18 protein-coding genes and 1 pseudogene are annotated in these 22,600 nt (G+C 66.8%); 6 read left to right on the top strand and 13 right to left on the bottom strand.

Annotated elements, in window-relative coordinates; genetic code table 11:
* Positions 1-31: 31 nt before the first annotated feature.
* Genes hutI through hutH form a run of 5 tightly spaced genes read right to left on the bottom strand, consistent with a single transcriptional unit; the run spans position 32 to position 7,000 of the window.
* Complete coding sequence (gene hutI, locus OG874_RS07700) at positions 32-1,207, bottom strand: imidazolonepropionase (protein WP_330254423.1); 1,176 nt, start codon at positions 1,205-1,207, stop codon at positions 32-34.
* A gap of 60 nt (positions 1,208-1,267) precedes the next feature.
* Positions 1,268-2,572, bottom strand: a complete 1,305-nt coding sequence (locus OG874_RS07695; protein ID WP_330254422.1) for a formimidoylglutamate deiminase — start codon at positions 2,570-2,572, stop codon at positions 1,268-1,270.
* On the bottom strand, positions 2,569-3,768 hold the full coding sequence (locus OG874_RS07690) for an allantoate amidohydrolase (protein WP_330254421.1): 1,200 nt from the start codon (positions 3,766-3,768) through the stop codon (positions 2,569-2,571). Before OG874_RS07690 ends, OG874_RS07695 begins: the two co-directional genes overlap by 4 nt.
* A complete protein-coding gene (hutU, locus tag OG874_RS07685; protein WP_330254420.1) occupies positions 3,765-5,417 on the bottom strand; it encodes a urocanate hydratase in 1,653 nt (550 codons plus the stop codon). Before hutU ends, OG874_RS07690 begins: the two co-directional genes overlap by 4 nt.
* 35 nt (positions 5,418-5,452) lie before the next feature.
* Entirely contained in the window at positions 5,453-7,000 is a 1,548-nt protein-coding gene (gene hutH, locus OG874_RS07680) for a histidine ammonia-lyase (protein ID WP_330254419.1), read from the bottom strand.
* A gap of 102 nt (positions 7,001-7,102) precedes the next feature.
* Between hutH and OG874_RS07675 the strand changes: the two genes are divergently transcribed.
* Both OG874_RS07675 and OG874_RS07670 read left to right on the top strand, forming a co-directional pair.
* Positions 7,103-7,885 carry an IclR family transcriptional regulator gene (locus OG874_RS07675; protein WP_330254418.1) on the top strand — a complete coding sequence of 261 codons (783 nt, stop codon included), beginning with the start codon at positions 7,103-7,105 and terminating at the stop codon, positions 7,883-7,885.
* A gap of 154 nt (positions 7,886-8,039) precedes the next feature.
* Complete coding sequence (locus OG874_RS07670) at positions 8,040-9,365, top strand: family 1 glycosylhydrolase (RefSeq protein WP_330254417.1); 1,326 nt, start codon at positions 8,040-8,042, stop codon at positions 9,363-9,365.
* A 148-nt stretch (positions 9,366-9,513) separates the two neighbouring features.
* Here the strand turns inward: OG874_RS07670 and cynS are convergent, their stop codons facing one another.
* From cynS to OG874_RS07645, 5 genes are all read right to left on the bottom strand, one after another.
* Positions 9,514-9,930, bottom strand: a complete 417-nt coding sequence (gene cynS / locus OG874_RS07665; RefSeq protein ID WP_330254416.1) for a cyanase — start codon at positions 9,928-9,930, stop codon at positions 9,514-9,516.
* A 68-nt stretch (positions 9,931-9,998) separates the two neighbouring features.
* Complete coding sequence (gene dmpI, locus OG874_RS07660; protein ID WP_330254415.1) at positions 9,999-10,184, bottom strand: 4-oxalocrotonate tautomerase DmpI; 186 nt, start codon at positions 10,182-10,184, stop codon at positions 9,999-10,001.
* Positions 10,185-10,332: 148 nt separating this feature from the next.
* On the bottom strand, positions 10,333-11,226 hold the full coding sequence (locus OG874_RS07655) for a LysR substrate-binding domain-containing protein (RefSeq protein ID WP_330254414.1): 894 nt from the start codon (positions 11,224-11,226) through the stop codon (positions 10,333-10,335).
* 163 nt (positions 11,227-11,389) lie between these two features.
* On the bottom strand, positions 11,390-12,613 hold the full coding sequence (locus OG874_RS07650) for a cytochrome P450 (protein ID WP_330254413.1): 1,224 nt from the start codon (positions 12,611-12,613) through the stop codon (positions 11,390-11,392).
* A gap of 30 nt (positions 12,614-12,643) precedes the next feature.
* On the bottom strand, positions 12,644-14,182 hold the full coding sequence (locus OG874_RS07645) for a phytoene desaturase family protein (protein ID WP_330254412.1): 1,539 nt from the start codon (positions 14,180-14,182) through the stop codon (positions 12,644-12,646).
* A 161-nt stretch (positions 14,183-14,343) separates the two neighbouring features.
* Between OG874_RS07645 and OG874_RS07640 the strand changes: the two genes are divergently transcribed.
* Positions 14,344-15,897: an amino acid permease gene (locus tag OG874_RS07640; RefSeq protein WP_330254411.1), complete on the top strand. Its 1,554-nt coding sequence runs from the start codon at positions 14,344-14,346 to the stop codon at positions 15,895-15,897.
* Here OG874_RS07640 and OG874_RS07635 read toward each other — a convergent pair.
* From OG874_RS07635 to OG874_RS07625, 3 genes and pseudogenes are all read right to left on the bottom strand, one after another.
* Entirely contained in the window at positions 15,894-16,106 is a 213-nt protein-coding gene (locus OG874_RS07635; protein ID WP_330254410.1) for a hypothetical protein, read from the bottom strand. The two genes, OG874_RS07640 and OG874_RS07635, sit on opposite strands and share 4 nt — an antisense overlap.
* Positions 16,107-16,149: 43 nt before the next feature.
* Positions 16,150-16,767, bottom strand: a complete 618-nt coding sequence (locus tag OG874_RS07630) for a dihydrofolate reductase family protein (RefSeq protein ID WP_330254409.1) — start codon at positions 16,765-16,767, stop codon at positions 16,150-16,152.
* Between the two features lie 83 nt (positions 16,768-16,850).
* Positions 16,851-18,062, bottom strand: a pseudogene (locus tag OG874_RS07625) (PucR family transcriptional regulator); the annotation flags it as partial.
* Positions 18,063-18,239: 177 nt separating this feature from the next.
* Here OG874_RS07625 and pruA point away from each other — a divergent pair.
* The 3 genes from pruA to OG874_RS07610 all read left to right on the top strand — a co-directional run bounded on the left by pruA (position 18,240) and on the right by OG874_RS07610 (position 22,442).
* Positions 18,240-19,886 carry an L-glutamate gamma-semialdehyde dehydrogenase gene (gene pruA, locus OG874_RS07620; protein ID WP_330254408.1) on the top strand — a complete coding sequence of 549 codons (1,647 nt, stop codon included), beginning with the start codon at positions 18,240-18,242 and terminating at the stop codon, positions 19,884-19,886.
* Positions 19,886-20,842 carry a proline dehydrogenase family protein gene (locus OG874_RS07615; RefSeq protein ID WP_330254407.1) on the top strand — a complete coding sequence of 319 codons (957 nt, stop codon included), beginning with the start codon at positions 19,886-19,888 and terminating at the stop codon, positions 20,840-20,842. The genes pruA and OG874_RS07615 overlap by 1 nt, the downstream gene beginning before the upstream one ends.
* Before the next feature lie 163 nt (positions 20,843-21,005).
* The gene (locus OG874_RS07610) at positions 21,006-22,442 is read left to right on the top strand and encodes an amino acid permease (RefSeq protein ID WP_330254406.1); all 1,437 of its coding nucleotides are present in this window, start codon (positions 21,006-21,008) and stop codon (positions 22,440-22,442) included.
* The last annotated feature ends 158 nt before the right edge of the window (positions 22,443-22,600 follow it).

The raw sequence follows: 22,600 nt of genomic DNA, 5'->3' as shown, positions 1-22,600 counted from the left end.
CAATCCCGCGGTGGTGCTGGGCTGAGACGAATCACGCTGTGCTGTCCGGCCATTCGGCCGGCGCGGCGGGGATGCGCTGTCCCAGCCGCCAAACCGCCAGTGTCAGCGGCACGCCCGGACGGTAGGCGAGGTGAGTGACCGACGGGGCGTCGAGTACCTGGAGATCGGCGCGTGCGCCCACTCGGATGATGCCGACATCATCGCGGCGCAGGGCCTGCGCACCCGCCGCGGTGGCCGCCTGTACCGCCTCGGCTACCGAGAGGCCCATTTGGAGTACTGCGGTGGCGACGCAGTAGGCCATGGAGGTGGTGTAGGAGCTGCCCGGATTGGCGTTGGTGGCGAGGGCGACGGTCGCACCCGCGTCGAGCAGTGCGCGGGCCGGGGCCAAGGGGTGGCGGGTGGACAGGTCACAGGCGGGTAGGACGGTGGCGACGGTGTCCGAGGCGGCGAGAGCCTCGATATCGGCGTCGGTGAGATAGGTGCAGTGGTCGACGCTGGCCGCGCCGTGGCGGACCGCCAGCTGCACGCCGGGGCCGGTGCCGAGCTGGTTGCCGTGCACGCGCAGTCCGAGGCCGTGTGCGGCGGCGGCGCGCAGGACGCGATCGGACTGGTTCGCGTCGAAAGCGCCGGTCTCGCAGAAGACATCGGCCCAGCGCACGTGTGGCGCCACCGCGTCGAGCATATCGCCGCAGACCAGTTCGACGTAGGATTCCGCGTCGGTGTCGGGCGGTACCAGATGTGCGCCGAGGTAGGTCACCTCGTCGGCGAGTGTGGCGGCGATGCGGGCCGAGCGCTGCTCATCGGGCACGCTGAGGCCGTATCCGGTTTTGGTCTCCAGACAGGTCGTGCCCTGCCGGTAGGCCTCGAGCACATGGCGGCGCAGGTTGGCCGAAAGCTGGTCGTCCGAGGCGTTTCTAGTGGCGGCGACGGTGGTCGCGATGCCCCCGGCGTGGTACGGCTGCCCCACCATCCTGGCCTCGAATTCGGCGGTGCGGTCACCGGCGAAGACCAGATGGGTGTGGCTGTCCACCCAGCCGGGAAGCGCCGCGCGGCCGCCGATGTCGATTCGGTGATCGGCGGCGGGAGCCGCGGTTGCCGGGCCGATCCAGGCGAAGTGCTCACCCTCGAGTACGACGGCGGCGTTGTGCAGTGGGCCGTCCGGTGCGTTGGTGGTGAGTTCACCGATACCGGTGATCAGGGTCGACACGGATCTCCTCTCGCGGATTGATTCTCGACCTGACGGCCCGTGCTCATGGCGAACCCGTGCTCATGGCGAACACAGTGCCCGAATCTCTTCTTGCAGTGCGGCTTGCGGCCGTTCCAGCAGCGTATGGCGATGCTCGCAGACCACCTGTCGCCCAGCCACCAGCACTTCTCGGATATCGCTTGCCGTGGCGGCGAACAGCGCGGCGACGGGTTCGACGCCCGCGGTCCGGATCGAGTCCAGGTCGACGGTGACCAGATCCGCCGCCGCCCCCGCCTCGATGCGACCGACCTCCGGCCACCCGATCGACGCGTGATCGGTTGCCGCACTGTACAACTGGGCCAGATCGAAACAGCCGCGGCGGTGCGAGGCGAGACGCTCGTTCAATTCGAGCGCACGCCATTCCTCGAAGCCGTCGACAACGGCGTGGCTGTCGCTGCCGAGACATAGGCGAACTCCGGCATCGAGCAGTTGACGGGCCGGACCGATACCGTCGCCGAGATCGCGTTCGGTGGTCGGGCAGAAGCACGCCCGCGCCCGCGCTCCGGCGAGCAGGCGGATATCCGCGGCGCTCACATGGGTGGCGTGCACGGCCACGGTATCGGCTCCGAGCAACCCGGCCTCCGCCAACAGCACGGTCGGCGTACACCCGTGCGCGGCAACGCAATCCCGGTTCTCCGCGGGTTGTTCGGAGAGATGGACATGCACCGGCCGACCGACGGCCTGGTCGGCGACCACCGCCAGCGCCCGCGGCGGCACCGCGCGCACCGAATGCGCCGCCACCCCCGTCCGCACCAGATCCGACTCCGGTTCGAACGCGGCGGCGCGCTCGGCCCAAGCGGCCGCATCCCGATCCCTGAACCGGCGCTGATGCTCATCCGGCTCCCGCCCGAATACGCCTGCGAGGTAACAGGTGTCGAGCAGGGTGAGCCGAATTCCGGCATCCCGCGCGGCCGCCGCGAGGGCCGCGCTCATCGCGTTCGGATCGGTGTAGGGCACGCCACCCGGCGCGTGATGCAGGTAGTGGAACTCGCCGACACTGGTGTATCCGGCGAGCACCATCTCCGCGTAGACACCGCGCGCGAGCCGGTAGTAGCAGTCCGGATCCAGCCGGTCGGCGACGGCGTACATCCGTTCCCGCCAGCTCCAGAAGGTGCCGCGACCGTGCTGGGTGCGTCCGCGCAGTGCCCGGTGGAAGGCGTGTGAGTGCGCGTTGGCGAAACCGGGAACGGTCAAGCCGCGCAACACCTTTCCGTTCGGCTCGGTCCCCTTCGTCACCGCGTGGATCACCGACCCGGTGACGTCGATCGTCACCCGTTCGGCCAATCCGTCCGGCAGCCAGGCGTATTCGGCCCAGTACGCGCTCATCTCGCCAAATCCTCCAGCACCTGGGCCAGGCTCTGTGCGCCGAAGTCCACGTCGGCGGGCTCGGCGAGCTCCTCGGGGGCGTGGCTGATTCCGGTCGGATTGCGCACGTAGAGCATCCCGGATGGCACGTGGGCGGCGAGGATGCCCGCATCGTGTCCCGCACCGGTGGGCAGGGACGGGACGCCGCCGAGGACGCCGTCCATGCGGGTGCGCAGGGCGTCGTCGAAAACGACGTCGTCCGAATAGGATTCCTCGGTAACGGTGACCGTGCAGCCTTCCGCCGCGGCGGCCTCGCGTGCCGCCCCCGCGATGTCCTCGACCAATGCGGCCGTGCGCCCGTTACCGGCGACGCGCGCGTCCAACCACAGGTCGACCGTCGAGGCGATCACGTTCGTGCCGCCTGGAGTCGGGATCAGCTTGCCCACGGTCGCGCGGGCGTCGTCGGTCACGGCGGCGATGCGGCGCGCGGCGGCGATCACCGCGGCGGCGGGCAGCATCGGATCCTGCCGATCGATCAGCCGAGTCGCCCCCGCGTGATTGCCCTGTCCTGCGAAGGAGAACCGGTAGCGCCCGTGCGCGATGATACTGCTGCCGGTGGCGACCGGGCTGTCCAGATCGATCAGTCCACGGCCCTGTTCGACATGCAATTCGACGAAGCAGCCGATGCGCGCCAACGCTTCCGGATCAGCACCGAACCGCTCCGGATCCTGCCCTGCCTTGGCCGCGGCCTCGGCGAGGGTGATCCCGGCGGCGTCACGCAGTGCACGCGCGCGGTCGGCGTCGATGGCTCCGGTGAGCAGTCGGGATCCCAGACACGGCACACCGAATCGGCCGCCTTCCTCCTCCGCGAAGACCAGCAGCGCGAGCGGCTTCGCCGGAGTAAATCCCTTGGTGTGCAATAGATCTACGGCGGCCAACGCACTCGTCACACCGAGCGGCCCGTCGAACGCGCCACCGCCGGGCACCGAATCCAGATGACTGCCGGTGACGACTGCCCCCGATCCGGGATGCCCCCACCAGGCCCAGATGTTCCCGTTGCGATCGGTCTCGACGTCCAGGCCGCGTCGGCCGGCCTGCTCGATGAACCACTCCCGCAATGTCGACTCGGCGGAGTCGTACGCATGGCGGGAATACCCGCCGTGCCGTGCATCCCGGCCGATATCGGCGATCTCGCCGAGCAACCCGTTCGCGGTCATTCGCCCTCCCGCATGGGAATTCGCACGCCACGCGCGTCGGCGACCTCGCTCGCGCGATCGTATCCGGCGTCCACATGCCGAATGACGCCCATACCGGGGTCATTGGTCAGTACGCGCTCGATCTTCTGCCCCGCCAATACCGTGCCGTCGGCGACGCAGACCTGTCCGGCGTGGATGGAGCGACCCATGCCGACGCCGCCACCGTGGTGGATCGAGACCCAGCTCGCGCCGGAGGCGGTATTGACCATCGCGTTGAGCAGTGGCCAGTCGGCGATCGCGTCGGATCCATCGGCCATCGCCTCGGTTTCGCGGTACGGCGAGGCGACGCTGCCGGAGTCGAGATGGTCGCGGCCGATGACCACCGGCGCTTTCAGCTCGCCGCTGGCCACCATCTCGTTGAAACGCAGACCGGCCAGCTGCCGTTCACCGTATCCGAGCCAGCAGATTCGGGCTGGAAGTCCTTGGAAGGCAATGCGTTCCCCCGCCAAGGTGATCCAGCGCCGCAGGGATTCGTTGTCCGGGAACAACTCCAGCATGGCCCGGTCGGTGGCGGCGATATCCGCCGGATCGCCGGACAGCGCCGCCCAGCGGAATGGTCCCTTACCTTCGCAGAACAGCGGGCGGATGTAAGCGGGTACGAATCCGGGAAAGTCGAAAGCCCGTTCGCAGCCACCGAGTTCGGCCTCACCGCGCAGCGAGTTGCCGTAGTCGAAGACTTCCGCACCCCGGTCCAGAAACCCGAGCATCGCGTCCACGTGCTCGGCCATGGATTCGCGGGCACGATCGGTGAATTCGTCGGGCTTCTTCGCCGCGTAGTCGGCCCAATCCTCCAGCGCGACACCGCGCGGCAGATACGCCAGCGGATCGTGCGCGGAGGTCTGGTCGGTGACGATATCGACCTCGACGCCCGCCGCCAGCAAACGCGGCAGCACCTCGGCGGCATTGCCGATCAAACCGACCGACAACGCCTTTCGCTCCTTGCGCGCCTTAGAGACCCGGCGCACGGCATCGTCGAAATCAGTGGCTATCTCGTCGAGGTAGCGGTCGTGCACCCGGCGCTCGGCACGGGCCGGATCGCATTCGACGACCAGCGCCACCCCGCCATTCATGGTGACGGCCAACGGCTGCGCGCCGCCCATACCACCCAAACCGGCTGTGAGGGTGAGTGTTCCGGCGAGCGTGCCGCCGAATCGCTTATCCGCCACCGTCGCGAACGTCTCGTAGGTGCCCTGCAGAATGCCCTGGGTGCCGATGTAGATCCAGGACCCGGCGGTCATCTGCCCGTACATCGTGAGGCCGAGCGATTCCAGCCTGCGGAACTCCGGCCAGGTCGCCCAGTCCCCCACCAGATTCGAATTGGCGATCAGCACCCGCGGCGCCCACTCGTGCGTCCGGAACACCCCGACGGGTTTGCCCGACTGCACCAGCAGGGTCTCGTCCGCCTCCAGTGTGGTCAGGGTCCGCGTGATGGCATCGAAGCTGGCCCAGTTGCGTGCCGCCTTACCGGTGCCGCCGTACACGACCAGATCCTGCGGCCGCTCGGCCACCTCTGGATCCAGATTGTTGTGCAGCATCCGCAACGCCGCCTCGGACTGCCAATTCTTGGCCGTCAACTGCGTACCGCGCGCCGCGCGCACCGTCCGTGTCATGAAATTGCCTCCATCTCGAAGAAGAAGCGGCCCGGTCAGGAGCCGAGGTACGGGGTGACCGCGCGCGACAGTGCGCCGGATCGGATGAGTTCGGTCGCGGCGGCGATCTCGGGAGCCAGGTGTCGGTCCGGTCCGGGTCCCGCGACTTCGGTCCGCAATAATTCGCGGGCCGCAGCGGTGGCCGGTCCGGGACGCAACGGGGCACGCAAGTCCAAAGCGCGTGCGGCGGTGAGATATTCGACCGCGAGCACCGTGGTCAGTCCCTCGATCGCCTTGCGCAGCTTGCGCGCCGCCGACCAGCCCATCGAGACGTGGTCCTCCTGCATGGCGCTGCTCGGAATCGAGTCCACCGACGCCGGGACCGCGAGGCGCTTGAGTTCACTGACGACCGAGGCCTGGGTGTACTGGGCGATCATGTGCCCCGAGTCGACACCGGGATCGGCGGCCAGGAAGGCCGGCAGGCCGTGTGAGCGTGCGACATCCAGCATCCGGTCGGTGCGCCGCTCGGCCATGCTCGCGACATCGGCGACCGGAATGGCCAGGAAATCCAGGACATAGGCGATGGGCGCACCGTGGAAGTTGCCACTGGACTCCAGCCTGCCGTCGGCCAGGACCACGGGATTGTCGATAGCTGAAGCCATTTCCCGGTCCGCGACGGTCTCGGCGTGGGCGAGCGTGTCGCGGGCCGCGCCGTGCACCTGGGGTGCGCAGCGCAGTGAGTACGCGTCTTGCACCCGGTTGCAATCCGGACCCCGGTGGCTGGCAACGATTTCCGAGCCTGCGAGCGCGGCGGCGATGCGCCGCGCCGACAGCGCCTGACCGGGATGCGGGCGCAGTGCCTGCAGGTCATCGGCGAAGACCCGGTCGGTGCCGAGCAGCGCCTCCACGCTCATGGCCGCGGTGATATCGGCGACGTCCAGCAATTCGCGTAGGTCGTTGCACGCCAGCGCCAGCATGCCGAGCATGCCGTCGGTACCGTTGGTGAGCGCGAGGCCCTCCTTCTCGGCCAGCGTCAACGGATCGATCCCCTTGGCGCGCAACGCTTCTGCCGCTGATACCAGCGCACCCGACGCATCGGTGACCTGCCCCTCCCCCATCAGCGCCAACGCGACGGCCGCCAACGGCGCGAGATCGCCGGAACAGCCGAGCGAGCCGAACTCGTGCACCACCGGCGTGATACCGGCATTGATCAAGGCGGCCAAGGTCGTCGCAGTCTCCGGCCGCACCCCGGTATGCCCGGTGGCCAGCGTGCGCAGTCGCAACAGCATCATGGCGCGCACCACCTCGGTCTCCACCGGCGCACCAGCGCCCGCGGCATGCGAGCGGATCAGCGACCGCTGCAGCGCCGCCCGGCTCTCCGGTGGGATGTGCCGGGTGGCCAGCGCGCCGAAGCCGGTGGAGACTCCGTAGGTCGGGACCGTACCCGCGGCCAGCGCGTCGACGTGCTGACGCGCGTAGGTCAGCCGCTTCTCGGCGGCCACGCTGAAGCGGACCGCGGCACCGCGGCGGGCGACGGCGACGATGCGTTCGACGGTCAGCGGCCCGTCCAGCTCTACTGTCGGTAACTGCGTGGTATCCGGCATAGGCCCATTCCACCGCTACGAGGGCGAGTGGAGAATGAGGCTGAACCAGGTTCTGTCTGGTATCCGAGACATTGCCCCAAAACCGGCTCGGGAGGAAGTGCGATGGGAACGAGCAGTGATATCCCGGCGCTACGGCGCGGCCTCGCCGTACTCCAGCTACTGGCAACCCGGGCCGGGCCGATCTCCGCCTCGGCGCTCGCGCGCGAGCTGGATATTCCGCGTTCCACGACGTATCACCTGCTCGCGGAGCTGGAGCAGGCCCGCTTCGTCACCCGCCTGCCCGCCGAGCGGCGCTACGGCCTCGGCATCGCCGCCTTCGAACTGGGCTCGGCCTACCTGCGCCACGATCCGCTGGAGCGGGTCGCCGGTCCGTTGCTGCGCGAGCTGGCCGGGCAGGTCGGGCACAACGCGCACCTCGGCGTGCTGCACGGCAACGAGCTGCTGTACCTGATCAAGGAACGCCCACCGCGCCCCGAGACCTTGGTGACCGACGTCGGCGTCCGGTTGCCCGCCCAGCTCACCGCGTCGGGTCGCGCGATCCTCGCGCATCTGCCCGCCGCCCATGTGCGGGCACTGTTCCCGTCGTCGGCGGCCTTCGTGCGGCGCACCGACCGCGGGCCGAACAGTCTCGCCGCGCTGCGTGCCATCCTGGCCACCGAGCGCCGCCGCGGCTGGGCGAGCGAGGACGGCCATGTCACCGCCGGATTCGCCTCGGTCGCCTATCCGGCCTTCGACCACGACCACCGGCCGATCGCGGCGATCAGCGTGACGCTGCGGCATCACTGCGAACGAGTGCCCTGCGACGCCGACTGGACCGATCTCGCCGCTCGAGTGCGCGCCACCGCGGACGATCTCACCCGCCGCATCGGCGGACGGGTGAGCTGATAGCAAACCACTTATTCCCCAGGCAGTCACGACACACCAGCGCGTTTCTCGAGCTTCAGCTATCTTACAGTTACGCTAAGGGATCGCCGACCGGGGCGCGCGGCTGCACCGGTGACGCACGACCGAACACCCGCCGGATGGGGACAGGAGCTCGATGCGAACACCGCTGCGCCGACGCGCCCTCGGCTGGCTCGCCACCATCGCGGCGGCGCTGCTGCTACCCGGCATTACCATGCCCACCGCACAGGCGACCATCATGCCCTTCGGCCGCGACTTCCTCTGGGGTGTCGCGTCGTCCGGCTTCCAATCCGAAGGCCATGCGCCCGACAGCAATTGGACCCGCTACATCGCCTCCGGCGAGGCCGGGGACGACTACGAGAATTCGGTCGACTTCCTCTCGCGCTACATCTCCGATATCAATCTGGCCGCCCATCTCGGAGTGCGGGTGTATCGAGTCGGCATCGAGTGGGCGCGCGTGCAACCGCAACCGGATACCTGGGACGACACGGCATTCGGCCTGTACGACAACGTGATCACGCGCATCATCGCCGCCGGTATGCGCCCGATGCTCACCCTGGATCACTGGGTGTATCCGGGGTGGGCCAGTGATCGCGGCGGCTGGCGCAATCCGGGCATGGTCGAGGACTGGCTGGTCAATATGCGAAAGGTGGTGAACCGCTATGCCTCTCGCAATCCGCTCTGGGTCACCTTCAACGAGCCCGCCGCCTATGTCAGCACCGAACTGCGGATCGGCGCCATCACCCCCGATGAGGCGCCGGTGATGCTGGACCGAATCGCGGAGGCGCACAACGCGATCTACGACACCATCCACCGCAATCTGCCCGCCGCGCAGGTCACCAGCAACCTCGGCTATGTCGCCGGCGCCGAGACCGAGGTGAATCAGCCGATCGTGGACCGGATCGCCGACAAACTCGACTTCATCGGCGTCGACTACTATTTCGCGCCGCTGCCCGAGACCAGCAAGGCGGTGCAGGGCGGTTCGAACGAGGGGCCCGCGATCTGGGAACTCCCGATCCACACCGAGGGCATCTACTACGCATTGCGCCACTACGCGCGCCAATTCCCGGACCGCCCACTGTATGTCGTCGAGAACGGTATGCCCACCGAGGACGGCAAGCCGCGCACCGACGGCTACACCCGCTCCGACCACCTTCGCGACACCGTCTACTGGTTGCAGCGCGCCAAAGCCGACGGCATCAATGTCGTCGGCTACAACTACTGGAGCCTCACCGACAACTACGAATGGGGCAGCTACACGCCGCGTTTCGGCCTCTACACCGTCGATGTCCGCAATGACCCCAGGCTGTCCCGCCAACCGACGGACGCGGTCGACGCCTACCGCGGCATCATCCAATCCGGCGGCGTTCCGGCCGGCTACCGCCCGACCCGGCCCACCGCCGATTGCGAGCTGGTCGATCCGCCCGACAGCTGCGACGGAACCGTCAGCTTTCCCAATTAGCCGACTATCGCCGCCGACGTCCTCGGCTCGGACCATCCGGACACCCGCACCACCCGGAACCGAGTCTTGTTCTTGCGCCAACAAATTGGTCCGGATTCGCCCGAATCGAATCCGATCGGCTAGTGGCGCTCGGTCCGCACCGACCGACTCAGCCCCACTGGTATTTCAGATACTTACCGTCCAGCGTGACGACGACCCGTTCGCCGCCTGGATCGTCGCGGCGGTCGACGTCGATCTTGAAGTTGATGGCGCTCATAATGCCGTCGCCGAACTTCTCGTGGATCAGTTCCTTGATCGCCGGGCCGTACACCTGCAGCACCTCGTAGAAGCGGTAGATGGTCGGATCGGTCGGCACCGCCGCCTCCAGTGCGCCGCGGGTTGGTTGCGCGACGAAGGCCGCGGCCTCCTCGGGCCCGAGTTCCAGAATCCCCGCGGCCTTTTCGGCTTGTGCGACGCTGAGCGGGTGCTGGCGAATGCCTTGCCGAGTTCGGTGAAGACCAGGGCATCGGTCGCGCCCGCCCCGGCGGACAGCAGCACCAGCACCGTCGGCCCGACCGGCAACCACCGCGGGGATTCATGCTCGATTCGCATGACCGCGACGCTATCGGTCGGGGCTGCGGCATCTTCCGACGGCTATTTCTTGTCGGCGGTCAGCTGCCCGCCGATACCCCAGCTGTCGGCGGGCGTCTCGTGAATCCACACCTGCACGGCCTCGGCCGGAATCTGCAAGGTGTCGACGAAGGCATCGGTGATCCGGCGGACGAGGTCGCGCTTGAGTTCGACGGTGCGCGGGCCCTGCTGCACGGTGACGATGGGCATGACTGATCTCCTCGATGAAAAGGGTTGGGACAGACCGCATCCGGGATTCCCGCAGTGGGTTCCGGTTGGTTCGGCGGCCTGTGATCAGTTCACCGCAGCGCCGCGCGCCGACCAAGGGTCAGTTCATTCGCACAGCGATAACGAAACCTTATTGTCCGAGGTAGTCGCCCGAAACGAGGGCGCGCAGCAGCTCCGAGCCCGGTCCAGTCGCCCCGGCCCGCAAGGCCAAGGCGATCGGCAGGGCCATGCCACCATCGGCGAACGGCCGGAAGACCACCCGCGGGTTGTGCACCTGATCGGCATTGGCGGCGTATATCACCGTCCACATTGCCGCGGCGGTACCGATCGCGGCCAGGTTGTCCTGCAGGGTGGTAGCGGTCGGTGCCGGAACCGGCTCGAAACCGGCACGCTGACACGACGTCAGCACCAGATCCACCAGAGCTGGATGGTTGCGCCGCTCGGTCAGCCGCAATGGCACCGATGCCAGGTCGGCCAACCGCACTGTGTTGTGCGCGGCCAGCGGGTGCCGAGCCGGCAGCACCGCGACGAGCGGGTCGTCCCACGCGTGCAAATACTCCAGCTCGAGGGTGTCCTCAGCGGGCGCGCGAACGAACGCGGCATCCAACCGCCCGTCGGCGACCTGCGCCAACCGCTCCCGCACCGGCAATGTGACCAGCTCGACCTGCAGATGCGGGACACGCTCGGTGAACGCGTCCAAAATCGCGTCCAGCCGCGCCCCCAGCCCGGTCACCGTGCCGAGCCGCAAAACCGCGGCCCGGCCACCGGCCAAATCCGCCACCGACGCCCGCGCCTGATCCGCGGCGGCCAGCACACGACGAGCCGCGGGCAGAAACCGCAACCCCGCTTCGGTCAACCGCACCCGCCGCGGCGACCGGTCCAGCAACTGGACCCGTAATTCCCGCTCCAGCCGCCGCACCTGCTGACTCACCGCGGGCTGCGCGATATGCAATCGCTCAGCCGCCCGCCCGAAGTGCAATTCCTCGGCCACGGTGACGAAATAGCGCAATTGGCGCAGCTCCACGGCACGAACTCCTCGAGGTAGCGGTTGGTTGGCTCCATGAAACCAGCTACCCCACCGGACCCAGTTGACGGACTGCCCCACCCGCACGGGTGCCGCTGAGCAGCTGCGACAGTTGCGCCAGGACCGCCGATTCGACTCGGTAGTACAAAGCAGCCGACGATGCCTATCGGGGATGCAGGCGCACGGGCATGTGGCGAACACCGGTGTGCTTGTTGCTGCGCGTGAATTCTATTGGCGCAGTGTGTTCTACGGTTGCGACGCGGTCCAGCAGCGCATCGAAGACCACGAGCATCTCCATGCGAGCCAACGCGGATCCCAGACAGAAATGTCCGCCCCGACCGAACGCCAGATGTGGGTTGGGTCGACGAGTAATGGTGAAGAGGTGGGGATCAGCGAAGATCGCCGCATCACGGTTGGCCGAGGCCCACCAGAGCGTCACCTTCTCACCCGCGCGGATCTGCTGACCGCCGAGCAGTACATCGCGGGTGGCGGTGCGCCGGTTGTAGGGGGTGGAGGACGCCCAGCGCAGCATCTCCTCGATCGCGTCGCTCAGATGAGAACGGTCCTCGTGCAGGGCTTTCCACGCCGCCGGGTGATCGATGAGGGCATGCATGCCGAGCGCGATGGAGTTTCGGGTGGTCTCGCTGCCGGCCGCGATGAGCAGGCTGAACAGCATCTGCTGCTCCAATTCGCTCAGCGGCTCATCGTCGATGGTGGCCGTAGCCGCGCGGGAGAGCAGATCGTCGGCGGGTTCAGCGCGCTTGTGGGCCAGCAATTGCGCACCGTAGCTGTGCATTTCGGCGGACGCGCGCTGCGTGCGTTCGGTGACCTCACCGAGATCCCGATCGTCGTAGTCGAGCGTGGTATTCGCCCACCCGAGGAGCCGATGCCGATCCTCCTGCGGCACGCCGAGCAACTGCGCCACGGCCTGCAGCGGCAATTCCGCCGCCAGGTCGACCAGAAAATCGCAGTCGCCCTTGTCCAGGGCCGCATCGACGATCGCCACGGCCCGCCGCCGCAGATCCTGTTCGATCATGCGCAACGTCCGTGGCGCGACGCTCGGGGTGAGCAAGCGCCGCAACCGCGCGTGGCGCGGCTCGTTCATCATGTTGAGCAGCACCCCGGCCGCCCACTCCCCCGGCAGATCCTCGATGAGCGTCCCGCCGCCCGCGCGCATACCGCCGGTCTCCGACGAGAAGGTCGCCGCGTCCCCCGCCGCAGCCAGCACCTCCCGGTACCCGCTCACCACCCAGAAACCCTCGCCACCCGGCGTGTGCTCGGTCGGCCGATGCCACCACACCGGCGACTGGCGGCGCAGCACGTCGAACACCTCGTGTGGAAACCCGCGTGCGAACCGATCCAGGTCCGTCAGGTCGATCTCGTCCATCCGGACCTCCAGAATTCGTTCGAACCGACGCTACCGCTGTTCGAGCACCGCCATCGCGGCATTGTGACCGGGAATGCCGCTGACACCGCCGCCGCGCACCGCGCCCGCACCGCACAGGAAGACATTCGGCACATCGGTCGCCACACCCCAGCGTGCGGCGATGGTGTCCGCGGCATCGGTCCGATATGGAAACGCCAGATCCCGATGGAAGATATGACCGCCGGGCAGGCCGACCGTACGCTCCAGGTCGAGCGGCGACTTCGCTTCGATACACGGTACGCCGTGCTCGTCGAGCGCGAGACAGTCGGCGAGTGGCTCGCCGAGCACCGCATCCAGTTGGGCGAGTGCGGCTTCCACGGCCATGGTCTTGGCCGCTTCCGGATCTGTCTCGAATAGTCTTGCCGGAGTGTGCAATCCGAACAGCGTGAGGGTATGCAGATCGGATGAGGGCGCAAGGATCGACGGGTCGGTCAGCGTGTGGCAGTAGATCTCCGACGGCGGCGCGGACGGGATTCGGCCGCTGTCGGCCTCCCGGTAGGCCTGTTCCAGTTGCGAATACGATTCGGCGATATGGAATGTCCCGGCGAACGCCTCGCGCGGATCGGTCGACGGGTCGCGCAGCCGAGGCAGCCGCCGCAGTACCATATTCACCTTCAGTTGGGAGCCTTCGGGTTTCGGCTCCCCCGGTACGCCGAGCAGTTGCGTGAGTTCATAGGGTGCGGCATTGACCAGCACATGCCGCCCGCCGACCACTCCGTCCCGATAGCGCACTTCGGCGGTCACATCATCGGATTCGACCTCGGTCACCGCGCAGCCGGTGATCAACTCCGCGCCGGCCGCGCGCGCCGCATCCGCGAGTGCGTCGGTGAGCGCGCCCATACCGCCGATCGGCACATCCCAGTCGCCGGTCCCGCCGCCGATCACGTGGTAGAGAAAGCAGCGGTTCTGTCGCAGCGTCGGATCGTGCGCGTGGGTGAAGGTCCCGATGAGCGCGTCGGTGAGCACGACACCGCGAACGGTGTCATCGGCGAACGTCGACTCGACAGTCTCGCCCAGCGGACGCTCGAACAGCGCCTCCCATACCGCGCCATCATCGACGACACGCTTGAACTCCGAGCGCGACGGCAGCGGCTGGGTCAGCGTCGGGAACACCCGTTGCGCGAGCCGATCCGTCGCGCCATAGAACCGCTGCCACGCCCGGAAATCCCGATCGGATCCGGTGAGCCTGGTGAAGCTCTCCCTGGTCCGGGCCGCAGAAGCGGTGTCGACCAGCAGTCCGCCGTCACCGACCGGCGTATAGGACGAAATTCGCCTGCGCCGCGTCGCGAACCGCAATCCCAGCTCGTCGACGATCTGCCGTGGCAGCAGGCTGACCAGGTACGAATACCGCGACACCCGCGCATCCACTCCCGCGAACACCCGCTCGGAGACCGCCGCCCCGCCGGTATGGTCCTGCCGCTCCAGCACCAGCACCGATCGCCCGGCACGGGCCAGATACGCGGCGGCGACCAGCCCGTTATGGCCGCCGCCGACCACCACCACGTCATAGTAGGAACGCGTCGGCTGCATCCGTCCTGCCTATCACGGATTCCGGAGATTGCCCTGGAATGCGTGATTGCGGAGAGATTACGGCCGGGTTTCCATATTTCCCTGCGATTGACCTGCACTCACTTCACACTTAGCTTCTGGCAAACACCGTATGAGGGCGGCGTTTTCACCCGGGAGCGATCATGACCGAAGCCCAAGCACCATCCGACGACGAACGTCGCCTGGCCGAACTCGGCTACAAACAAGAACTGGCCAGATCCTGGTCCGGATTCTCCAACTTCGCCATCAGCTTCACCATCGTCTCGATCCTGACCGGCGGTTTGGCCAGCTACGGAATCGGCCTGGCCAACGGCGGACCGATCACCATGGCGTGGGGCTGGCCGCTGGTGTCGGTGATGGTCCTGTTCGTCGGCCTGGCGATGGCCGAATTGGCCTCGGCCTACCCGACTTCCGGCGGCCTGTACTGGTGGGCCGCCCAGCTGGGTGGCCCGGTCTGGGGCTGGTTCACCGGGTGGTTCAACCTGATCGGCCAGATCGCGGTGACCGCCGCCATCGACTACGGCGCGGCGATCTTCACCACCGCGGTGCTGAATGTCATCGGCATCGATATCGGAACCGACCGCACCGCAATCTTTTTGGTCTTCACCGCGATCCTGATCGTGCACGCCGTGCTCAACGCCATCGGCCCGCACCTGTCCGCGGTGATCAACAATATCTCGGCCTGGTGGCATGTCGGCGGCGTGGCCATCTTCGTCATCGTGCTCGGCTTCGGCGCGAGCCACCATCAGAGCGTCGGCTTCGTCTTCACCGAAACCGTCGACAACAGCGCGGTCGGCTTCGGCGGGGTGGCGTTCAGCTTCCTGCTCGGATTACTGCACGCGCAATACACTTTCACCGGATATGACGCCTCGGCGCATATGTCGGAGGAGACCCACGATGCCGCGCGCACGGCCGCCAAGGGGATCATCAATACCATCATCGTCTCGGCCGTTGCCGGATATCTGCTGATCATGGCGGTGACGTTCGCGATTCCGAATCTCGATGACGCGCTGGATCCGACGAAGAACAGCGGTTACCCGGTGATCTACATCCTGGAGAACTCGCTGAATTCGTTCTGGTCGGGTCTGCTGCTGATCATCGCCGCGATCGCGCAGTTGTTCTGCGGCTATGCCTCGGTCACCTCGGCCTCGCGCATGCTGTTCGCCTTCTCCCGCGACGGTGCGGTACCGGGATCGGCGTACTGGTCCAGACTTTCGGCGCGCAAGGTGCCGGTGCACGCGGTGCTGTTCATCTCCTTCTTCTCGTTCGTGCTGTTGATCCCGTCGATGTTGGTCCCGTCCGAGAACGCGCCGACCGCCTATGCGGCGGCCACCTCGGTCGCCACCATCGGCCTCTACATCGCCTATGGCATCCCGATTCTGCTGCGCCAACTGCACGGCAGCCGATTCCGCACCGGCCCATGGCAACTCGGCTCCTGGTATCGCCCGGTCGGCACCATCGCGCTGATCTGGATCGTGCTGATCAGCCTGTTGTTCATCCTGCCCACCGATGACCGCGGCTACCCGTGGAACAGCGAATTCACCTGGAACACCGTCAATTACGCACCGATCACGCTGGTCGGCGTTGTCGGCGCGATCGGCATCTGGTGGGCGGTATCGGCCAAGCACTGGTTCACCGGACCCAAGCGCACTGTGCAGGAGGCCCCACCGGAGGCGCAGACACCCGCCAACGCTTAATCCAGCAATGCGAACAGCGCCCGGCGAATAGCCGCCGACGCCTCGGCCTGCGAATGGCCACGACGGTCGACCAGATGGTGCCGGGTCGGCCAGCCGACGGCGGCGTCGACGAGGTCCAGCAGTTCCTCGTCGATGCCGTCCTCCCCGGTCAGTTCGGGCGCGAACGCGCCGGCCAGTGCATCGCGAATGCCCCTGTCGGTCAATCGCATACGCCGAGTGGCACATGGTTACGAAACCATGTGCCACTCGCTGTCACTGATCCTCTTGGGGCAGAAACTGTTTCGCGTAGTCGTAGCCCTCGGTGCCTTCGGCGGCCGCCTTGGCGTAGACCAGATGTACGACACCGGTTTTGAAGGTGTCGGACGAAAGCAGTTGCAGCGGAAGCGCAGAGTCGGTCTCCTCGAACAGTCGCAGGCCCTTGCGCACCACGATCGGGTGCACCAGCAGGTGCAGTTCGTCCAGCAGGCCGACCTCGAGCAGCTGGCGGACAATGGATACCGATCCGCTGATGCCGATGGGTGCTTCGCCGGGTTCAGCCTTCAGCGCCGCGACGGCCTGCACCAGATCACCCTTCAGCACCTCGGAATTGCGCCAGGTGAAGGTGAGATCCTGATGTGTGACCACGATCTTGCGCGCGTCGCCGAGCTTCTTGGCCATCTCGGCGTCCACATCGCCGGCGAGCTCCCGCTCCGGCCAGGCGCCGGCGAAACCCTCGTAGGTCTTGCGGCCCAAGAGCAGCGTATCGGCCGTGCCGAGCTGGCTGTCGACGGCCGTGGCCATCTCCTCGTTGAAGTACGGGAAGTGCCAATCCTGGGGGTTCTCGACGACGCCGTCGAGTGCGATGAACAGTCCGGCGGTAATTTTCCGCATCGGTATCTCCTTGGTCGGTGGTTGATGCCGCGTCACCAGATCAGACGGACGGGAGCCGGAATATTCATCGCTCGGGTGCTCGACTATTCGGGCAATCGGCGATGCAGCGCGAGTTGCAGTTCGAGCAGCAGGCGGTCGGCGGGGTCGGTGAGGTCCATGCCGACGATGTCCTCGACGCGCCGGATCCGGTAGCGCAGGGTGTTGGGATGCACCTGCAGGGCCGTTGCGGCATTGCGCACATCACCGTGCTCGCGCAGATACGTCTCGACGCTCTCGCGCAGATTCGCCGAATGCTTCCGGTCGTAGTCCAGCAGTTTGCGCAGCCGCGGATCGTGTAGTTCCGGCTGGCTGCCGACGAGGTCGAGGACCTCACCGAGCAGCACCGCGGTCCGCGATTCGGCCAGCGTGGTCACCCGGTCGCGCGGGTAGGTCGCGGCGGTGCTGTCGAGCACCCGGTCCACTTCGGCGCGCGCGCCGGCGACGTGGGCCAGATCCGGTATGGGACAGGCGATGGCGGCGCGCAATTCGAACGCGCGCTTCGATTCGAGCTGTTCGACCAATTGCCGGGTCCACGCGGTCACGGCATGCGCGGATCGGTACTGCGGCAGCAGCACATAGACCCGGTCGCCGAGGATCGTGGTCACCGAATCACCGCGAAATGAGCTGGCGCGCAAGCGCAGCATATTGCCGAGCGTCGCGGGTGCGAGCACGGTGTCACCGGGTGTGAGCGCGAAGCCGACCACTGCGGCCGGACCGGTCATCGGCAGGTTCAACGCACTCGCGACCGCGGGCACGTCGGCGGTGTCGCCCCCGGTCCCGAACAGCCGCTGGATCAAGAGCGCTTCGGTCGACGGCGCGTCCAGACTGCGCGAAATGAGCCGGGCGGCAATGGCCGACGCGCCGCGCAGGATCTCCGCGGCATCCGGTTTGAACGGCCGTTCGCCCTGCTGCAACCAGATCGAACCGAGCACCCGCGGTGCACTCCCCTCGGCGTGCGCACGAATGCTCACAACCAAGCGGCGTTTGATATTCAGCTCCTCGTGCGCCGGTATGTCGATGACGTCATCGGTGCCGCGTAGCCGATCGAAGACACCCCATTTACGCAACACCCGCAGGTAATCGCGTGGTCCCTCCCGCCCCAGAATCGACAGCACCCGCAACTGGTCGGCGGCTTGATCCGACGCGGAATATGCCAGCACATGCGACTGCGGGTCCTCGATGGAGACCATCCCGCCCGCGTTCTGCGCGACCATCTGTGCCAGTCCGAACAGGTCGAGGTCCGCGGCGACCAGCTCACCTTCCCTAGCCACGACCGCTGCCCACTTTCATACGACTCGCCAATCCGGTCATCCCATCTTTGTCCGCCTGTCCGATTCTGCGGGCAGTTTTGCCGTGTTGACTTCGGCTCACCGTCATATACCAGTGTCGCTAGCGATTGCTTGCAGGTCGCTCGAAACAACACAGGAGGACTCATGGACGCCATCGTGTCCACTCCCCGACCGGTCAACGAGCCGGTCGCCACCTTCGCCCCGGGCAGCGCCGAACGCGCACGGCTGCGGGCGAAGCTGACCGAACTCGCCGCGACGCCGACCGAGATCCACCATGTCATCGGCGGCGAACACCGGCACACCGCGGGTAAGAGCATCGATATCGTGCAGCCGCACAACCACGCCGCCGTACTCGGCACCCTCACCGCGGCCGAGGCGCGCGATGTCCAGGACGCCATCGCGGCGGCCACCGCCGCCGCACCCGCTTGGCGGGCGCTGTCCTTCGAGGATCGCGCCGCGATCTTCCTGCGGGCCGCAGACCTGCTCGCGGGGCCATGGCGCGAAACCATCGCCGCCGCAACCATGTTGGGACAGTCCAAGACCGCCTACCAGGCCGAGATCGACGCACCGTGCGAGCTGGTCGACTTCTGGCGCTTCAATGTGCACTTCGCCCGGCAGATCCTGGCCGACCAGCCGATCTCGACCGCCGGCGTATGGAACAAGGTCGAGTACCGCCCGCTCGAGGGCTTCATCTACGCGATCACTCCGTTCAATTTCACCGCGATCGCGGGCAATCTGCCGACCGCACCGGCGCTGATGGGCAATACCGTGCTGTGGAAGCCCTCGCCCACCCAGGCGGTGGCCGCGTATTGGACGATGAAACTACTGGAGGCCGCCGGTCTGCCGCCCGGTGTCATCAATATGGTGCACGGCGCGGGTCCGAAGATCTCGGATGTGGCGCTGACCGATCCTCGATTGGCGGGCATCCATTTCACCGGATCGACCGGGACCTTCCAGCAGCTGTGGCGTTCGGTCGCGATGAATATCGGCGAGTACCACACCTATCCGCGGCTGGTCGGTGAGACCGGCGGCAAGGATTTCGTGCTGGCGCACAGCTCGGCGGACCCGGAGGTGCTGACGACGGCGCTGATCCGCGGCGCGTTCGACTATCAGGGACAGAAGTGTTCGGCCGCATCGCGCGCGTTCATTCCGAAGTCGGTGTGGGCGAAGATGGGCCGCGATCTCATCGATAAGGTCGCCACGCTGCGCTACGGCGATATCACCGACTTCGCCAATTTCGGTGGCGCGGTCATCGATCAGCGTGCGTTCGACCGCAATGCCGACGCCATCGCCCGCGCCAAGGCCACCTCGGGTCTCACCATCGCGGCGGGCGGACATACCGACGACACCGTCGGATATTTCGTCGACCCGACCGTCCTGCTCGGTGACGATCCCACCGACGAGGCGTTCAGCACCGAATACTTCGGCCCGATTCTGGCGATCCACGTCTACGACGACTCGCTCGGCGGATCCTTCGACACCGCGCTCGAACTGGTCGACCGGGGTTCGGCCTACGGCCTCACCGGGTCGATCATCGCCGACGACCGCACCGCCGTGGCCAAGGCGACCGAACATCTGCGCTTCACCGCGGGCAACTTCTACATCAACGACAAGCCCACCGGCGCGGTCGTCGGACAGCAGCCCTTCGGCGGATCCCGCGCATCGGGCACCAATGACAAGGCGGGCTCACCGCAGAACCTGTTGCGCTGGACCTCCGCTCGCACCATCAAGGAGACCTTCGTTCCGCCGACCGAGCACACCTACCCGCACCAGGCACTCGAGGAGAACTGATGGCCATCTCCGGTCTGCTCCGCCCCGCCATGCTCGCGGCCGCGCGATCGCCGCGGATGGAACGCACCGTTACCCGGATGTCGACTACCAAGAAGCTGGTGGATCGCTTCGTCGCGGGCGAATCCGAGCCGAACGCGGTCGCCGCCGTCGAGAGGCTGCTGAGCTCGGGTCGCTATATCACCGTCGACTATCTCGGCGAGGACACCACCGATATCGAGCAGGCGCGAAGTACGGTGTCGCACTACTTATCGCTGTTGTCGCTCCTTCGCGATGAGCAGCCCGGATCCGTTGGGCCGCTGGAGGTCTCGCTCAAACTCTCGGCGCTCGGGCAAGCCTTGCCCGAGGACGGTCACGCCATTGCCCGCGAGCATGCCCACCAGGTCTGTAGTGCCGCAGCGGATGCGGGCGTACTGGTCACCATCGACGCCGAGGACCACACCACCACCGATTCGACCCTGTCGATCGTGCGCGAGCTGCGCGCCGACTTTCCCTCGCTGGGTACGGTTCTGCAGGCCTACCTGCGGCGCACCGAGGGTGACTGCCGGGACTTCGCCGGCCCCGGTTCGCGAATTCGCCTGTGCAAGGGCGCATATCGCGAACCGGCCGCGGTGGCGTATCAGAGCCGCGCCGAGGTCGACCAGTCCTATCTGGACTGCCTGCGCGTGCTGATGAACGGCCAGGGCTACCCGATGGTCGCCACCCATGATCCGGCGCTCATCGAGGCCGCCAGGGTCTTCGCCACGGCGACCCAGCGCAAGTCCGACGATTTCGAATTCCAGATGCTCTACGGCATCCGCGACGCCGAACAGCGCCGCCTGGTCGACGAGCGGCACCAAGTCCGGGTCTACGTGCCCTATGGCGATCAGTGGTACGGCTATTTCATGCGCCGCCTGGCCGAACGTCCGGCAAACGTGGCGTTCTTCCTGCGCTCGCTGCGACCGGGCAGCCGACGCTGACGCTGCTCGGCGGTCTGGTCTGTTCATTCGGACAAGACCGCCGAACTTAATTCATCCAACTCGCCGATCACAGCGCGTGTGTGGTCCGATTAGCTGAGTGCTGCTCAGATTGTGATCTGCGTTACTGCATCGTCGGGTATCTCAGAGGACGAAAGGAAGACCCATGCCCCTCGCGGAGTTGCGCACCCAGATGTTGCGCCGCAAACCCCTCGGGCAGATCGAGGAGGACACCGAACCCGCCGACGAGCAGTTGAAGCGGTCGCTCGGCCTGTGGCAACTCACGGCAATCGGCGTCGGCGGCATCATCGGCGCGGGCATCTTCGCCCTGGCCGGTTCGGTCGCGCATTCCGTCACGGGCCCCTCGGTGCTCATCTCGTTCCTGATCGCCGGTGTCGCCAGCGCCTGTGCGGCACTGTGCTACGCCGAATTCGCCGGAATGGTCCCTAAGGCCGGATCGGCCTACACCTACGGCTGTGTCTCACTCGGTGAGATCGCGGGCTGGTTCATCGGGTGGGACCTGCTGCTGGAGTACGTCGCGGTCGCGGCGGTTGTCGCCATCGGCGTCTCCGGCTACTTCAAATTCCTACTCGGACAGGTGGATATCACGCTGCCCGACTGGATGATGGGCGCGCACGGCACCGGCGACGGCCGGGTCATCGACGTCTTCGCGGTGCTGTTCTGTTTGGGCACCGCATGGCTGCTGTCGCGCGGCATCAAGAGCGTCGGACGGTTCGAGACCGTCGCCGTCGGCATCAAGGTCGCACTCGTCGTGCTGATCATCGCGCTCGGTGTCTTCCACATCGACAGTTCCAACTACACGCCGTACTTCCCCTTCGGCGTTGGTGCGGTCTGGACCGGTGCGGCTACCGTCTTCTTCGCCGTCTTCGGCTATGACGCGATGAGCACCGCCGCCGAGGAATCGGTGGACGGCAAGAAGCATCTGCCCAAGGCCATCATCTATTCGCTGGCCATCGCGATGGTGCTGTACGTGCTGGCTACGCTGGTGCTGACCGGTATGCAGAAGTACACCGAAATCAGCCCGACCAGCGGATTCTCCACCGCCTTCGAATCGGTCGGCATGCCGGGCGTCGCGAATATCATCGCGATCGGCGCCATTGTCGGCATCGTCACCGTGGTGCTCACCTTCATGCTCGGCGTGACCCGCGTCTGGTTCGCGATGAGCCGCGACGGACTGCTGCCGGAGTGGTTCGCCAAGACGCATCCGGTCCGTAAGGTACCCACCCGGGTCACCTGGATCGTCGGCATCGGCGCCGCGCTGATGGCCGGACTGCTCGATATCACCGTGGTCGCCGAGCTGACCAATATCGGCATTCTGATGGCCTTCATCGTCGTCTCCGTCGCGGTGATGGTGCTGCGCCGGACTCGGCCCGACGAGCCGCGCGCGTTCAAACTGCCGTTCATGCCGGTGGTGCCGCTGGTGGGTATCGGGTTCTCGGTCTACCTGATCTGGTCGCTGCCGTGGGAGACCTGGCTGCGGTTCGCGGTGTGGCTGGTGATCGGCCTGGCCGTGTACTTCGGATACTCGCGGATGCACTCCAAGCTGGAGCAGGGCGGGGCGGACGTCACGCTGGCGAAGTAGGCGCGAATTCGGTTGGGCGGGTGGACGAATGGCCACCCGCCCAACCTGTGCATACAGCGGTATCGACCGATACTCCGACAGCATCGGTCGATACAGAAACGGTCTTGGACAGGCATCAGTCCAGAGCCATACCCTTCTGACACGTTCGAGCGGTGAGT

Source organism: Nocardia sp. NBC_00565, from assembly GCF_036345915.1.
Classification (GTDB): domain Bacteria; phylum Actinomycetota; class Actinomycetes; order Mycobacteriales; family Mycobacteriaceae; genus Nocardia.
The sequence above is the reverse complement of the archived record's forward strand: the minus strand, read 5'-3'. Positions and strand labels throughout refer to the sequence as shown.

What these genes read in the sequence shown, in the direction of transcription:
- OG874_RS07650 (WP_330254413.1), bottom strand. Translation starts at nt 12,613, where the DNA reads ATGGACGAGATCGACCTGACGGACCTGGATCGGTTCGCACGCGGGTTT.
- hutU (WP_330254420.1), bottom strand. Translation starts at nt 5,417, where the DNA reads ATGACACGGACGGTGCGCGCGGCGCGCGGTACGCAGTTGACGGCCAAG.
- OG874_RS07610 (WP_330254406.1), top strand. Translation starts at nt 21,006, where the DNA reads ATGCCCCTCGCGGAGTTGCGCACCCAGATGTTGCGCCGCAAACCCCTC.
- dmpI (WP_330254415.1), bottom strand. Translation starts at nt 10,184, where the DNA reads ATGCCCATCGTCACCGTGCAGCAGGGCCCGCGCACCGTCGAACTCAAG.
- OG874_RS07695 (WP_330254422.1), bottom strand. Translation starts at nt 2,572, where the DNA reads ATGAGCGCGTACTGGGCCGAATACGCCTGGCTGCCGGACGGATTGGCC.
- OG874_RS07635 (WP_330254410.1), bottom strand. Translation starts at nt 16,106, where the DNA reads ATGCGATTGACCGACAGGGGCATTCGCGATGCACTGGCCGGCGCGTTC.
- OG874_RS07640 (WP_330254411.1), top strand. Translation starts at nt 14,344, where the DNA reads ATGACCGAAGCCCAAGCACCATCCGACGACGAACGTCGCCTGGCCGAA.
- hutH (WP_330254419.1), bottom strand. Translation starts at nt 7,000, where the DNA reads ATGCCGGATACCACGCAGTTACCGACAGTAGAGCTGGACGGGCCGCTG.
- OG874_RS07630 (WP_330254409.1), bottom strand. Translation starts at nt 16,767, where the DNA reads ATGCGGAAAATTACCGCCGGACTGTTCATCGCACTCGACGGCGTCGTC.
- pruA (WP_330254408.1), top strand. Translation starts at nt 18,240, where the DNA reads ATGGACGCCATCGTGTCCACTCCCCGACCGGTCAACGAGCCGGTCGCC.
- OG874_RS07690 (WP_330254421.1), bottom strand. Translation starts at nt 3,768, where the DNA reads ATGACCGCGAACGGGTTGCTCGGCGAGATCGCCGATATCGGCCGGGAT.
- OG874_RS07675 (WP_330254418.1), top strand. Translation starts at nt 7,103, where the DNA reads ATGGGAACGAGCAGTGATATCCCGGCGCTACGGCGCGGCCTCGCCGTA.
- OG874_RS07615 (WP_330254407.1), top strand. Translation starts at nt 19,886, where the DNA reads ATGGCCATCTCCGGTCTGCTCCGCCCCGCCATGCTCGCGGCCGCGCGA.
- OG874_RS07645 (WP_330254412.1), bottom strand. Translation starts at nt 14,182, where the DNA reads ATGCAGCCGACGCGTTCCTACTATGACGTGGTGGTGGTCGGCGGCGGC.
- OG874_RS07670 (WP_330254417.1), top strand. Translation starts at nt 8,040, where the DNA reads ATGCGAACACCGCTGCGCCGACGCGCCCTCGGCTGGCTCGCCACCATC.